This is a genomic window from Streptomyces sp. NPDC086519 (genome assembly GCF_040686075.1).
GTDB classification, from domain to species: domain Bacteria; phylum Actinomycetota; class Actinomycetes; order Streptomycetales; family Streptomycetaceae; genus Streptomyces; species Streptomyces shenzhenensis.
This window is the reverse complement of record NZ_JBFBJL010000062.1, coordinates 40,675-53,644: the sequence shown is the minus strand read 5'-3', so window position 1 is coordinate 53,644 and position 12,970 is coordinate 40,675. Positions and strand designations below refer to the sequence as shown.

At 70.7% G+C, this 12,970-nt stretch carries 12 protein-coding genes and 1 pseudogene; 7 read left to right on the top strand and 6 right to left on the bottom strand.

Annotated features, from left to right (window positions below):
* Positions 1-648 (bottom strand): annotated as a pseudogene (locus AB0P24_RS38365) (hypothetical protein); the annotation flags it as partial.
* Between AB0P24_RS38365 and AB0P24_RS38360 the strand changes: the two are divergent.
* The 5 genes from AB0P24_RS38360 to AB0P24_RS38340 all read left to right on the top strand — a co-directional run bounded on the left by AB0P24_RS38360 (position 607) and on the right by AB0P24_RS38340 (position 4,390).
* Positions 607-1,260, top strand: a complete 654-nt coding sequence (locus tag AB0P24_RS38360) for a hypothetical protein (protein ID WP_365802348.1) — start codon at positions 607-609, stop codon at positions 1,258-1,260. The pseudogene AB0P24_RS38365 and the gene AB0P24_RS38360 overlap by 42 nt on opposite strands.
* A 163-nt stretch (positions 1,261-1,423) precedes the next feature.
* Positions 1,424-2,050 carry a tetratricopeptide repeat protein gene (locus AB0P24_RS38355; RefSeq protein ID WP_365802346.1) on the top strand — a complete coding sequence of 209 codons (627 nt, stop codon included), beginning with the start codon at positions 1,424-1,426 and terminating at the stop codon, positions 2,048-2,050.
* The gene (locus tag AB0P24_RS38350) at positions 2,047-3,321 is read left to right on the top strand and encodes a glycosyltransferase (RefSeq protein ID WP_365802344.1); all 1,275 of its coding nucleotides are present in this window, start codon (positions 2,047-2,049) and stop codon (positions 3,319-3,321) included. Before AB0P24_RS38355 ends, AB0P24_RS38350 begins: the two co-directional genes overlap by 4 nt.
* Before the next feature lie 620 nt (positions 3,322-3,941).
* On the top strand, positions 3,942-4,178 hold the full coding sequence (locus AB0P24_RS38345; RefSeq protein ID WP_365802342.1) for a hypothetical protein: 237 nt from the start codon (positions 3,942-3,944) through the stop codon (positions 4,176-4,178).
* Positions 4,175-4,390 carry a hypothetical protein gene (locus AB0P24_RS38340; RefSeq protein ID WP_365802340.1) on the top strand — a complete coding sequence of 72 codons (216 nt, stop codon included), beginning with the start codon at positions 4,175-4,177 and terminating at the stop codon, positions 4,388-4,390. The genes AB0P24_RS38345 and AB0P24_RS38340 overlap by 4 nt, the downstream gene beginning before the upstream one ends.
* Positions 4,391-4,438: 48 nt before the next feature.
* Here AB0P24_RS38340 and AB0P24_RS38335 read toward each other — a convergent pair whose 3' ends face one another.
* The 3 genes from AB0P24_RS38335 to AB0P24_RS38325 form a co-directional block, all read right to left on the bottom strand.
* On the bottom strand, positions 4,439-5,713 hold the full coding sequence (locus tag AB0P24_RS38335) for a glycosyltransferase (RefSeq protein ID WP_365802338.1): 1,275 nt from the start codon (positions 5,711-5,713) through the stop codon (positions 4,439-4,441).
* A 293-nt stretch (positions 5,714-6,006) separates the two neighbouring features.
* The gene (locus AB0P24_RS38330) at positions 6,007-6,417 is read right to left on the bottom strand and encodes a hypothetical protein (RefSeq protein ID WP_365802336.1); all 411 of its coding nucleotides are present in this window, start codon (positions 6,415-6,417) and stop codon (positions 6,007-6,009) included.
* A 93-nt stretch (positions 6,418-6,510) separates the two neighbouring features.
* The gene (locus tag AB0P24_RS38325; RefSeq protein ID WP_365802334.1) at positions 6,511-7,722 is read right to left on the bottom strand and encodes a pyridoxal phosphate-dependent aminotransferase; all 1,212 of its coding nucleotides are present in this window, start codon (positions 7,720-7,722) and stop codon (positions 6,511-6,513) included.
* A 159-nt stretch (positions 7,723-7,881) separates the two neighbouring features.
* Between AB0P24_RS38325 and AB0P24_RS38320 the strand changes: the two genes are divergently transcribed.
* Entirely contained in the window at positions 7,882-8,499 is a 618-nt protein-coding gene (locus tag AB0P24_RS38320; RefSeq protein WP_365802332.1) for a hypothetical protein, read from the top strand.
* 625 nt (positions 8,500-9,124) lie between these two features.
* Positions 9,125-9,958, top strand: coding sequence for a trypsin-like peptidase domain-containing protein (locus AB0P24_RS38315; RefSeq protein WP_365802330.1), 834 nt, complete (start codon positions 9,125-9,127; stop codon positions 9,956-9,958).
* A gap of 112 nt (positions 9,959-10,070) precedes the next feature.
* On the opposite strand, the gene AB0P24_RS38310 is transcribed toward AB0P24_RS38315, so the two are convergent.
* On the bottom strand, positions 10,071-11,678 hold the full coding sequence (locus AB0P24_RS38310) for a D-aminoacylase (protein WP_365802328.1): 1,608 nt from the start codon (positions 11,676-11,678) through the stop codon (positions 10,071-10,073).
* A gap of 8 nt (positions 11,679-11,686) precedes the next feature.
* Positions 11,687-12,970 (bottom strand): amino acid deaminase, encoded by a 1,284-nt coding sequence (locus tag AB0P24_RS38305; RefSeq protein WP_365802326.1) that lies wholly within the window; start codon positions 12,968-12,970, stop codon positions 11,687-11,689.

Here is a 12,970-nt window from a genome sequence, read left to right as displayed (position 1 = left end):
GGTGAGACGGGGGTGCAGGGCAGTCAGGGCAGTCAGGGGTTCCAGGGCACTCAGGGTTTCCAGGGCGGTGCCGGGGTCCAGGGGCCGCAGGGCGACATCGGGACTCAGGGGTTCCAGGGCGAGACCGGGGCGCCGGGCAGCCAGGGCAGCCAGGGGGACACCGGATCCCAGGGCAGCCAGGGCGATATCGGCGCGCAGGGCGTGCAGGGCAGCCAGGGCTTTCAGGGGAGCACCGGCGTCCAGGGAACCCAGGGCAGTCAGGGGGAGACCGGAGCCCAGGGCAGCCAGGGTGCCACCGGAGCCCAGGGCAGCGAGGGCGCCACCGGGGCCCAGGGAAGTCAAGGCAGTCAAGGCAACCAGGGCGAGCAGGGCAGCGCCGGCGTCCAGGGCGCGCAGGGCGAGCAGGGCACTCAGGGGACGCAGGGCAGTCAGGGGTCCCAGGGTCACACCGGAGCTCAAGGTGTCCAGGGTGGTCTCGGTGCGCAGGGTGCTCAGGGTGAGATCGGGGCTCAGGGTGCTCAGGGCAATAACGGCGCTCAGGGCGCGCAAGGTAGTACCGGGGCGCAGGGCGTGCAGGGCCATCAGGGTTTCCAGGGTGATGCCGGCGTGCAGGGGTTCCAGGGCGATACCGGTGTGCAGGGTGCTCAAGGTGGTACTGGAGCGCAAGGTGCTCAGGGCGATACCGGGGCTCAGGGTGTTCAGGGCAACACCGGAACCCAGGGCACGCAGGGCAGCACCGGGGCCCAGGGCACGCAAGGCAACACCGGGGCGCAGGGCGTGCAGGGCCATCAGGGATTCCAAGGGGCGGCCGGGCCCCAGGGGTTCCAGGGTGGTACGGGAGCTCAGGGTGTTCAGGGCAGCACCGGTGCTCAGGGTGTTCAGGGCAACACCGGAACCCAGGGCAGCCAAGGCAGTGCCGGCCCGCAGGGAGTTCAGGGAACGCAGGGTCCTCAGGGCAACACCGGGACCCAGGGCAGCCAAGGCAGCACCGGCCTCCAGGGAGCCCAAGGCGCTCAGGGGGCCCAGGGCACGAAAGCCGGGGCGCAGAGCACGGTCGTCACGGCCACCACCACCACGGGCAACGCCACCGTCCTGTGTCCTGCCGGCACCTTCGCCGTAGGCGGCGGTTACCTGGACACGACGGCGCTGGGCAGCAACAACGTCCTCATTGACCGCCCGGTCGGTTCACCGGCCACCGGCTGGCAGGTGACGGCGGACACCGCGCGCTCCATCACCGTGTACGCGGTATGCACGCCGTGACCCCCCGGACCGTGAGACTCATGCCCGGCCGGCCGATGCTCACGGCAACACCGAGCGACGGCGTTCCCCGGGGCACCGTCCGCCCCGCCCCGCCCTGCTTGCCCCTGTCGGCCTGCCTGGCCGCGCTAACGGATCGGGGAGGTTGGTTCCAGTGAGAAAGCGGATGGTCCTGTGGACCGGGCTTGCTGCGACGCTCGTCGTGGCCAACGCGGTGAACGGCTGGCTTCACCTGCCCGCAGAAGACCTGTCGGAGACACCCGCGACCGCGTCGGGGTCCACATCATCCGCGGCCACGCCCGGCCGCGAGACGGAGGACCTGCTCCAGGCGGGCATCAGGCAGGGCGAGAACAAGGATTTCTCCGGGGCGACGAGAAGCTTCAGAGAGGTCCTGAGCCGTCAGCCCGCCAACAAGTTCGCCTGGTACAACCTCGGCGTCGTCGCCCAGCACGAGAACAGGACGGCCGACGCCCGCGCGGCCTACGACCACGCCCTGAAGATCGATCCGGGTTTCGAATCAGCCCTTTACAACAAGGCGATCCTGCTTGAGCCGACCGACACCGATCAGGCGATCGCGATCCTCCGGCGCATTGTGGACGCCGATCCCAAGGCCGCCACGGCCTATCTGCACCTTGGACAGGCCCTGGAGCGGAAAGGCCGTGACGACGAGGCCGAGAACGCCTTCGGTCTCGCCGCCCACGCTGACCCGTCGCTCCAGCAGCTCGTCCCGGAACGGTTCCGGGATTCCGCGAGCGCAGCATCGACAGCAACTCAGACAGGTACCGAGAGATGATCTCTTCCCCGACCCCGAAGTTCTCTGTCTTCACCCCCAGCCACCGGCCGCGTTTCCTGGACGAGTGCCTCACGACCCTACAGGCGCAGACGCGTTCGGACTGGGAGTGGATCGTCCTCCTCAACAGCGGCGCGCGATGGCGGCCGGAACACCCCGACGAGCGTGTCCGGGTGGAGATCGCGGACGACATCCGGGGAGTGGGAGCGGCCAAGCGCCGCACCTGTGAACTGGCCCGCGGCGAGATCCTCGTCGAGCTCGACCACGACGACCTGCTGGCGAAGGACTGCCTGGCGGAACTCGCCAAGGCCTTCGACGAGAATCCCGACATCGTCTTCGCCTACAGCAACACCGCCCAGATCACCGAGGACGGAAGCCGGGACGACACGCGGTTCAACGAGGCGCACGGCTGGCAGTACGAGGAAGTGGACGTCGACGGTCGCCGGTTCCTGCAGTCCGTCGCCATGGCACCGACGCCGCACAACGTCTCGTACATCTGGTACGCCCCGAACCATGTGCGGGCGTTCCGCAGGGACACCTACGAACAGGTCGGTGGGTACGACGCCACCCGCACCGTGCTGGACGACCAGGACCTGATGTGCCGTCTCTTCCAGGCGGGTGACTTCCACCGGATCCCGCGCTGCCTGTACCTGCAACGGCTGCACCCCGACAACACCCAGCGCGACAGCGAGATCAACGCGCACATCCAGCGCGAGACCGTGGCCCTGTACGACAAGTACATCGAGGCCAACGCGCTGGCCTGGACCAGGCGGCGCGGCCTGCTCGCGCTGGACCTCGGCGCCGCGCACCGCAAGCCGCCCGGTTACCTGGGAGTGGACCAGCGTCCCATGGACGGCGTCGACATCGTCGCGAGGCTGCCCGAGCCGCTGGACCTTCCTGATGACTCGGTCGGTGTGCTCCGTGCGGTGGACTTCCTGGAGCACGTCCCCGAGAAGATTCCACTGATCAACGAGCTGTACCGCCTGCTGGCACCGGGTGGCATGCTCCTCACCTTCACACCCAGCTCCGACGGCAGGGGTGCCTACCAGGACCCGACGCATGTCGCCTACTACAACGAGAACTCGTTCTGGTACTACACCAACAACCAGTACCGCGCCTTCGTGCCGGAGATCCAGGCCCGGTTCCAGAGCTCGCGGATGGTCACCTGCTACCCGACCGACTGGCACTCCAGGAACCAGATCTCCTACGTGGTGGCCAACCTGATCGCGATGAAGGACGGCGCCGAACGGTGCGGTGGTCTCCTGCTGGTGTGAACGCGTGCGATGCCGTCCGTGGCGGACACCCGGCGCGATGGCCTCGGCCTGTTTCTCTTCGGCGAGGAAGTCGCCGATTCATTGGAGGGACGGCGAAACGGGTGACAGAGGTAACCGTAAAGGCCTAAGAAAACGGCTTCCATTCTGCCAGTCGGGTGATTCTGAAAATGGCTCGAGTCGACCAGTAATCGTTTTTTCGCAACGATAACGTCGTCTGCCGAGGGGACATGGAAAGCGGCCGATTCGGACGCACGGAGTGTGCGCCCGCTGTCATTCCCCCTCCCGATCCATCAGGAGAATTACCTTGAGTCGTAGAACGAGTCGAATAGCGCGCCTGAAGTCCGCCACCCTGGTGTCGACCGGCGCAGCCGCAGTGGCACTCAGCATCGCCCCGAGTGCCATGGCGGTCGCTGACGCGTCGCACAGGCCCGACGCCGGCATCGTCCTGAAGCAGCTGGGCACGCACGATGTGTCCGGTGCGGCCATCGCGGACGCGATCCGCAGGGCCGGCGACGAAGGCGCGGCGCCGGTGGCCGGCCCTGGTCCCATGGGCCCCGAGGGCCACCAGGGTCCGCAGGGCCACCAGGGTCCGCAGGGTCCGCAGGGCCCGCAGGGCCCCCGTGGCCCTCAAGGTGCTCAGGGCGCGCAGGGTGCTCAGGGAGCTCAGGGTGCTCAGGGAGCTCAGGGTGCTCAGGGCGCGCAGGGCGCCCAAGGTGCGCAGGGAGCTCAGGGTGCCCAGGGAGCTCAGGGTGCCCAGGGCGTGCAAGGAGCTCAGGGCGTGCAGGGAGCTCAGGGCGTGCAGGGAGCTCAGGGTGCTCAGGGTGCCCAAGGTGCGCAGGGTGCTCAGGGTACGGTGACCAGCACCTACGTCGTCACCGCCTCCGGCACGGGCTTGGCGACCGCGTCCTGCCACCCCGGTGACTTCGTCACCGGGGGCGGATACACCACCACCACCGCCGACGGTGTGATCTCCAGCAACCCGAACGGCAGCCCGCCCACCAGCTGGACGGCCACCACCAGCGTCGCCACCCAGCCGATCACGGCCTTCGTGGTCTGCGCGACGCCGTAAGCCGCGCGGGGGCTGTCCCTGGGCTTCGGCCCGGGGGCAGCCCCTAGTCTAGACCAGCAGCGGTCCGCCGCAGCGCGCCGCGCCGTCCTTCGTGGCGATGAGGTTGGCGACCACGTAGGAGATGTTCTTCTCGCTGTGCCACTCGGACGGGAAGACCGTGACCAGCCGCGAACTCTGGAATCTCGCCTTGAGGTCGGGCACGAACGTGCGGTACTGGTCGTCGGTGTAGTACCAGAACGAGTTCTCGTTGTAGTACGCGACGTGACTCGGGTCCTGGTACGCGCCGCGGCCGTCGGTGCTGGGAGTCGTGGTGAGGAGCATGCCGCCGGGTGCCAGCAGCCGGTACAGCTCGTTGATCAGCGGCACCTTCTCGGGGACGTGCTCCAGGAAGTTCACCGCGCGCACCAGGCCGACGGAGTCGTCGGGCAGGTCCAGCCGGTCCGGCAGGGTCGCCACGATGTCGACCCCCTCGCCCGGCTGCTTGTCCACACCCACGTAGCCGGGGGGCTTGCGGCGGGCCGCGCCGAGGTCCAGCGCGATCAGGCCTCTGCGGTAGGTCCAGGCCAGGGCGTTGGCCTCGATGTACTTGTCGTACAGGGCGACGGTCTCGCGCTGGATGTGCGCGTTGATCTCCGGGTCGCGCTGGGTGTTCGCGGGATGCATCCGCTGGAGGTAGAGGCAGCGGGGGATGTGGTGGAAGTCGCCCACGTGGAAGAGACGGCACATCAGGTCCTGGTCGTCCAGGACGGTGCGGGTGGCGTCGTACCCCCCGGCCTTGTCGTAGGCGTCCTTGCGGAAGGCCCTGACGTGGTTCGGGGCGTACCAGATGTACGAGACGTTGTGCGGGGTCGGGGCCATGGACCTGACCTGGAGCAGTTTGCGGCCGTCGACCCGCACGTCCTCGTAGTGCCAGCCGTGCGCCTCGTTGAAGCGACTGTCGTCCCGCTTCCCGTCCGCGGTGATCTGCGCGGTGTTGCTGTAGACCAGGACGGCCTCCGGATGCTCGTCGAACGCCGTGCCGAGTTCGGCCAGACACGCTTTCGCCAGCAGGTCGTCGTGGTCGAGTTCGACGAGGATCTCGCCGCGAGCCAGTTCACAGGCCCGGCGTTTGGCCGCTCCGACCCCCACGGCGTCGTCCGCGATCTCCACCCGGACCCGGTCGTCCGGGCGCTCCGGCCGCCACCGGGCGCCGTTGTTGAGCAGGACGATCCACTCCCAGTCCGGACAGGTCTGCGCCTGTAGGGTCGCGAGGCACTCGTCGAGGAAACGGGCCTGGTGGCTGGGGGTGAAGACGGAGAACCTCGGGGTCGCGGTCGACGTCATCTGCTGCTCCCTGTTCGCTGGAACCCTCTGGGGAGGCCGGCGCCGAGAAGACCGTGGACGTGCCGACGGGGCCGGAGCCGAACCACCGTCACTTCCGTAGACGCTACGAGTGACAGCGGACGCCGTCGTTGTCCGGCAGGCGGTTGGGGTGGGCAGACCACCCGAATGCCCGCGTCGGAGGGGAGCGGCGGCGGGAGGCCGGGGAGGCGGCGCCGTCGCGAAGTGGTGGCGCCCGGTCCGCGCGTCGCTGCGGGAGCGCGCGGACCGGGGCCGTTCGGGAACCCCGGACGGGGTCAGTGGGCGGCGCCGCTCAGTTCCCGGGCCGCCGCGTGTGCGTCCATGCGCTCCGCCGCGAGGATCGCCGCCGCGGTGTCCGCGCGGGACGCCGCGACCACCAGGGCGCGGCCGGCGAGCGCGTGCGCACGCTCGTGGAGCGCGGCCGGCTCCTGGACCGCCGTCAGCGACGCGCGGACCGGCGCATGTCCGCCCCGCAGCCGGGCCACCTGCTCGGCCAGCCGGGTCGCGGCGGCGTCGAGGTCGGTGGACGGCGTGAGCGCGCGCAGCTCGTCGGTGACGGCGAGCAGTGCCGCGAGGTGCCCGGCGAGCTGGATGTCCAGTTCCTCCTCGCGCGTCCGGTGCGGGAAGTCGGAAGGCGCGTCGGCCATCGTGCTGTGGACCGACTTGGTGCGGATCGGTTCGTACATGGGAGATGGCCTCCAGTGTTCTGACAGGAAGCCATCCTAGCTTAGATTTCGTCTAAAGTTGATCCGGGTCGCGAGCGCTGGTCCGGCGGCCGTCTACGGCTGGCCGTACCCGTCCAGGAACCGCCCGATCCGGGTGATCGCGTCCCGCAGGTCCCCGACCGTCGGCAGGGTCACCACCCGGAAGTGGTCCGTCTCCGGCCAGTTGAAGCCGCTGCCCTGCACGACCATGATCTTCTCCCGCCGCAGCAGGTCCAGGACCATCTGCCGATCGTCCTTGATCTTGAAGACCTGGGGGTCGAGCCGCGGGAAGAGGTACAGCGCGCCCTTGGGGCGGACGCAGCTCACGCCCGGGATCTGGGTGAGCAGGTCGTGGGCGAGGTCCATCTGCTCCTTCAGCCGCCCGCCCGGCAGGACGAGGTCGTTGATCGTCTGGCGCCCGCTGAGCGCGGCCACCACTCCGTGCTGACCGGGCATGTTCGCGCACAGCCGCATGTTCGCGAGGATCGTCAGGCCCTCGATGTAGGAGTCGGCGTGCGCCCGGGGCCCGGAGATGGACATCCAGCCGACCCGGTAGCCGGCCACCCGGTACGCCTTCGACATGCCGTTGAAGGTGAGCGTCAGCAGGTCCGGGGCGACGGCGGCGGTCGGCGTGTGCGTGGCGTCGTCGTAGAGGATCTTGTCGTAGATCTCGTCCGAGCAGACGAGCAGGTTGTGGCGGCGGGCGACGTCGGTCAGCCCGCGCAGCATCGCCTCGTCGTACACCGCGCCCGTCGGGTTGTTCGGGTTGATGATGACGATCGCCTTGGTGCGGTCGGAGACCTTGCGCTCGATGTCGGCGAGGTCGGGCATCCAGTCCGACTGCTCGTCGCAGCGGTAGTGCACGGCCGTACCGCCGGCGAGCGAGACCGCGGCCGTCCACAGCGGGTAGTCCGGGGCCGGTACGAGCACCTCGTCCCCGTCGTCCAGGAGCCCCTGCATCGCCATCACGATCAGCTCGGAGACGCCGTTGCCGATGAAGACGTGCTCGACGTCGGTCTCGATGCCGATGGTCTGGTTGTGCATGACGACCGCGCGCCGGGCGGCCAGCAGGCCCTTCGCGTCGCCGTAGCCGTGCGCCGTGGAGACGTTGCGGAGGATGTCCTCCAGGATCTCCGGGGGGCACTCGAAGCCGAAGGCGGCCGGGTTGCCGGTGTTGAGCTTGAGGATGCGGTGCCCCGCCGCCTCAAGCCGCATCGCCTCCTCGAGAACCGGACCCCGGATCTCGTAACAGACGTTGGCGAGCTTGGTCGACTGGATCACCTGCATGCCCGTGAGCTTACGGTGCGGTAACGCCCGTCGGCTCGTGTTTTCCACCACGTGAGACACGTGTGGGGGACAGACGGGACCGGGGTGAGGTCCGTCGATTTAGCCTGTTATCGCCGGTAGCTGTCTCAAAGACCTCTTCCCTCCCTAGAATCCGCGTCCATGCCGAGACGAGACGAGGACGAGACCGCGGCGCCGAGCGTCTACCGACCTGAGGGTGAACCGGCCCCCGCCTACGAGGGGTACCGGGACCCGGCGGCCGCGCACGGCTGGCTCAACGCCTACGACGAGACGCGCGAACTGCCCCGGGTCGCCCCCGCCGCGCCAGGGCCGGGCCGGGCGGACCGGCGGCGCGCGGCCCGCGGCGCCCACGGCCGGCGCGGGAAGTACGTGGTGGCCGCGGTGGGAGCGGTGGGCGCCGCGTCCGCGCTCGCGCTGATCGCCGGTCTGCCCTTCTCCTCTTCCTCCTCCTCGTCGAGCGACGGCCTTCCGGGCGGCCAGGACCGTACGAAGCGCACGGCCGGCGAGTCCTCGGCCGCGGCGGCACCCGAGCAGAGCCCGCGCACCGCGGCCGCCGCCTCCACGCCGACGTCGGCCGCACCGGCCGCGACGTCGCCGCCGGCCCGGTCCACCGCGCCGGCGAGCGCCGCGGCCGGCGCTTCGCCGACCGCGACCCGCGGGACGAGCACGGCACCGTCGCCGACCGCCACCACGACCCCGGCTCCCACGGGCGGCGGACGCGGCTCGGGGCACGGCAGGGGCGGCGGCCGGTCCCACTAGGGCCTGCCGTCCGGACCGGGCCGGCCTGACTCACGGCGCCCTGTCGGCCGACCCGAGCGGGGCGATGGGGGAGCGCGCGGTCGCAAGGCGGAGGGGCACCCTCGGACTCCGCCGGTCCGGCGCTGGCGCTCCCGGCACCTTCGGCGCCGGGCGGGAACCGCCCGCTGTGACAGCAGCGGTTGCCGCGGCAGGGGGCGGTTCTCGAGCCGGCTGCCGGGGAGAGGGAACGCCCGGCGCGGGGTGGGACAGGCGGCCGTGACGGCGAGCGCCCCGGTGGCGACCGGGTTCCCGCTCTTCGAACCCGGTGGCGGGGCCTCGGTGGAGGGGGACAGCCGTGTTCCGGTCACGTCCAGGTCGGCGAGGTTCGGTGCAACCGGCCTACCAGGCGCGGCAGTTCGTCGTCATCCGTGTCGGGAAGCCCCAACGGCTCAAGTCGTGCAGTTCCGTTCGTTGCCCCCGATGAGCCCCTTTGTGCGCGGCGCACTCCACCGGCGCGGGTTCGCGCCACCATGCCGTCCGGAAACAAAGCCTTGCCCGCGCGGACTCTTGTCATGAGAATGTGCATGACAAAAAAGTGGGTGGCCGGAAGATCTCCGGTCACCTCGTCGTATAGAGGGGACCCCACATGAACAAGCCTCTCGTCGCCGCGCTCGCCTCCCTGGCCATCACCGGGATGGGGGTGGCACCGGCGGTCGCCGCGCCGCGGACGGCCAAGGCCGCTGCGGTGACCGTCAACTTCGCGGGCACCGTCTCGCTGAGCAACTGTTCCGGCTCCGTCATCCGCTTCCCGAACTCCGCGGACAGCGACCCCGCACTGGTCCTCACCAACGGCCACTGCCTGGAGACCGGCTTCCCGAGCCCCGGCGAGGTCATCACCGGCCAGTCCTCCAGCCGTACCTTCGGTCTGCTGAACTCCTCCGGCACCAAGGTCGCCACGCTCCGCGCCAACCAGGTCGTCTACTCGACGATGACCGACACGGACATCACGATCTACCGCACCACCACGACGTACGCGGCGATCAAGAGCTCCTACGGCATCAGCCCGCTGACCGTCAGCGCCGACCACCCCGTCGCCGGCACCGCCATCAAGGTCGTCTCCGGCTACTGGAAGACGATCTACAGCTGCAACATCGACGGGTTCGTGTACCGGCTGAAGGAGGGCGACTGGACCTGGAAGGACTCGGTCCGCTACACCTCCGCGTGCAACACGATCGGGGGAACGTCGGGGTCGCCGGTGGTCGACACCAGCACGGGCCAGGTCGTCGCCGTCAACAACACGGGCAACGAGAACGGTGAGACGTGCACCGTCGACAACCCGTGCGAGGTGGACGCGAACGGGAACGTCACGGTGCGGCAGGGGATCAACTACGCCGAGGAGACGTACATCATTCCGGCTTGCTTCACGACGGGGAACGTGCTGAACCTGAGTGCGAGTGGTTGCACCCTGCCCAAGCCGTAGGCAGCGCTCCGCTGGGTGCGCCGTCTTCGGGCGCGCGGGGTGGGGGCTGGTCGCGCCCACGCGGCGGCAGGCAGCCGCACATCGACAGAGCCCCGCGCCCCTCGGGGGCGCGTCACGGCTCGCGGCGGACCGAACGTCCCGCCAGTTCGTCGGTTCTGCGGCCGTCCTCGATCACGAAGCGGCCGTCGACCAGGACGTGCGGGATACCCGTGGGCAGGCGGCGGGGGTGCTCGAAGGTCGAGCCCGCCGCCACCGTCTCGGGGTCGAAGAGGACCAGGTCGGCTCGGTAGCCCTCGCGTACCAGGCCGCGGTCCGGCAGGCGTAGCCGGGCCGCGGGGCGGGCGGTGAGGTGGGTGACGCACTCCTCCAGGGAGAGGACGCCCAACTCCCTTACGTAGTGGCCGAGGTAGTGCGGGAACGTGCCGTAGGCGCGCGGGTGGGGTTTCGTGCCCTGGAGGATGCCGTCCGAGCCGCCCGTGTGGACCGGGTGGCGCATGACCGTGCGGACGTTCTCCTCGTCGCCGACGTGCTGGAGGACCGTGGTGGCCAGGCGGTCGGTGAGCAGGAGCCCGCGGGCCGTCGCCCAGGGGGACTCCCCGCGGGCGTCCGCCGACTCCTGCACCGTACGGCCGACGAACTCCGCCAGCGCGGGGTCGCCCACGCCCGAGATCTCGATCGTGTACCACTCGACGGGGACGCCGTGGCAGCCGTCGGAGCCGACGGTCTCCAGGTGGTGGCGGACGCGTTCGGATGTCGTGTCGTCCGCGAGGCGGGCGAGGGACGCCGCCGGGCCGCCCTCGTTCGCCCAGCTCGGCAGCAGCGCCGCGAGGGTCGTGCTGCCGGGGGTGTAGGGATAGGTGTCGAGGGTGATGTCGGCGCCGGCGGCGAGGGCCTCGTCGAGGAGGGCCAGCAGCTCGGGGGCCCGGCCCTTGTTCACGCCGAAGTTCATGGTGGCGTGGGCCAGGTGGAGGGGGCAGCCCGCCTCCCGGGCCAGGGCCACCACCTCGGCGTACGCCTCCAGGGCACCGTCGCCGTACGAGCGGTGGTGCGGGCAGTAGTAGCCGCCGTACTCCGCCACCACCCGGCACAGCTCGGTCAGTTCGGCGTCCGCCGCGTACATGCCGGGGGTGTACGTGAGCCCGGACGACAGGCCGACCGCCCCCTGTGCCATGCCCTCGGCCACCAGCCGTCGCATGCGGTCCAGTTCGGCCGGGGTCGCCTCGCGGTCCTCCCAGCCGACGGCGAGCGCGCGCACCGTGCCCTGGGGGATGAGATAGGCCGCGTTGACGGCGATGCCGCGGTCGAGGCGGTCCAGGTACTCGCCCACCGACCGCCAGTCGAAGTCGACGTCCTCGCCGGAGCCGTTCCAGCCGGCGATCGCCGTGCGGACCTCCGCCAGCGTGCGGTCGTCGACCGGGGCGTACGACAGCCCGTCCTGGCCCAGGACCTCCAGGGTCACCCCCTGGGCGGCCTTGGCGCTGTGGTCGGGGTCGCGCAGCAGGGCGAGGTCGCTGTGGGCGTGCATGTCGATGAAGCCGGGGGCGAGGACCAGGCCCTCCGCGTCCAGCTCGCGCCTCGCGCGCGGGCGCTGGCAGCCCGCCGCCGCGGCCTCCTTGACGATCGACACGATCCGGCCGCCGTCGATCACCACGTCGGCGCGGTAGGAGGGATCCCCGCTGCCGTCGACGACGTCCGCGTCCCGGATGACGAGCTGCTCCACGACCCCTCCTAGAAGAACGTGCGGATGTAGTCGACGACCGTCCCGTCCGCCTCGGCGACCGGGATCAGCTGCCACTTGTCGAACGACGTGCACGGGTGGGAGAGGCCGAGACCGATCCAGTCCCCGACCTCCAGGTCCGCCTCGGGACCGGTGCGCAGCCAGGCGTGCTGGTCGGACAGGCCGGTGACCGAGACCCCGGTCGCCGGGCGCTCGGTGCCCGCCCGGCGGATCACCTGGGCGAAGGGGAGGTCGAGGTCGTAGGCCGCGTCGCGCTTGCCCGCGTTGGCGAACGCCTGCTCGGGGGAGGGGCGGGAGACGATCTGCGCCCAGAGCCGGAAGGCGGGCTCCAGGGCGCCCTCCTCGGGGATCCGGTTGAAGGGGGTGACCGCCCGGTAGCGGCCGTCGTCATGCGAGACGTACGCACCCGAGCGGAGCAACTTCAGTACCGGGAGCGAGAGTTCGGGCAGCCCGGCGAACACGTCCGCGACCGCGTCGAACCATGCGCTGCCACCCGCGCTCACCACGATCTCCGTCAGGCCCGCGAACCGGCCCGCCTTGTCGAACTCGACGGCGAGGGCGGCCAGTCGGCGCAGATAGGCCCGCACCCGGTCCGGGTCCGCCTGCGGGACCTCGCCCTCGTACCCGGCCACCCCCACCAGCCGCAGGGTCCCCGTCCCGGCCACCGCGTCCGCGACCGCCGCGCATTCCGCCTCCGTACGGACGCCGGTACGGGCGCCCTCCCCGGCGGCGAGCTCGACCACCACGTCCACGGGGCGCGAGGTCCCCGTCGGCCTCAGCGCCGCGTCCATCAGCTCGACCCCGCACACCGAGTCGACGTAACAGACGAACCGGAAGTCCGCGTCGCGCTCCAGCTCGGCGGCGATCCAGCGCAGCGCCGGGGCGTCCACGAGTTCGTTCGCGAGGAAGACCCGCCGGGTGCCGAAGGCCCGCGCCACCCGCACCTGGTGCGGCACGGCCAGGGTGATGCCCCACGCCCCGCGCTCGGTCTGCCGCCGGAACAACTGCGGCGCCATGGAGGTCTTGCCGTGCGGGGCGAAGGCGAGGCCGTGCCGTTCGGTGTACGTCTCCATCAGCGCGAGGTTGTGCTCCAGGCGCTCGGCGGACAGGGCGAGTACCGGGGTCGCGAAGCCGTCCTCGAAGAGGTTGCGGCGCTGGGCGGTCAGTTCGCCGACGGTGAGGCCCTCGGCGTCCGGGGGGAGGCCCTTGAAGCGGTGGTCGACGCGTTCCTCCGCGAGGCGGGCGAGCGCTTCGGTGCCGGTGTCGAGGGACAC

Coding starts and splice junctions, on each gene's coding strand:
- AB0P24_RS38355 (WP_365802346.1), top strand. CDS start 1,424: ATGGTCCTGTGGACCGGGCTTGCTGCGACGCTCGTCGTGGCCAACGCG.
- AB0P24_RS38350 (WP_365802344.1), top strand. CDS start 2,047: ATGATCTCTTCCCCGACCCCGAAGTTCTCTGTCTTCACCCCCAGCCAC.
- AB0P24_RS38335 (WP_365802338.1), bottom strand. CDS start 5,713: ATGACGTCGACCGCGACCCCGAGGTTCTCCGTCTTCACCCCCAGCCAC.
- AB0P24_RS38330 (WP_365802336.1), bottom strand. CDS start 6,417: ATGTACGAACCGATCCGCACCAAGTCGGTCCACAGCACGATGGCCGAC.
- AB0P24_RS38325 (WP_365802334.1), bottom strand. CDS start 7,722: ATGCAGGTGATCCAGTCGACCAAGCTCGCCAACGTCTGTTACGAGATC.
- AB0P24_RS38320 (WP_365802332.1), top strand. CDS start 7,882: ATGCCGAGACGAGACGAGGACGAGACCGCGGCGCCGAGCGTCTACCGA.
- AB0P24_RS38315 (WP_365802330.1), top strand. CDS start 9,125: ATGAACAAGCCTCTCGTCGCCGCGCTCGCCTCCCTGGCCATCACCGGG.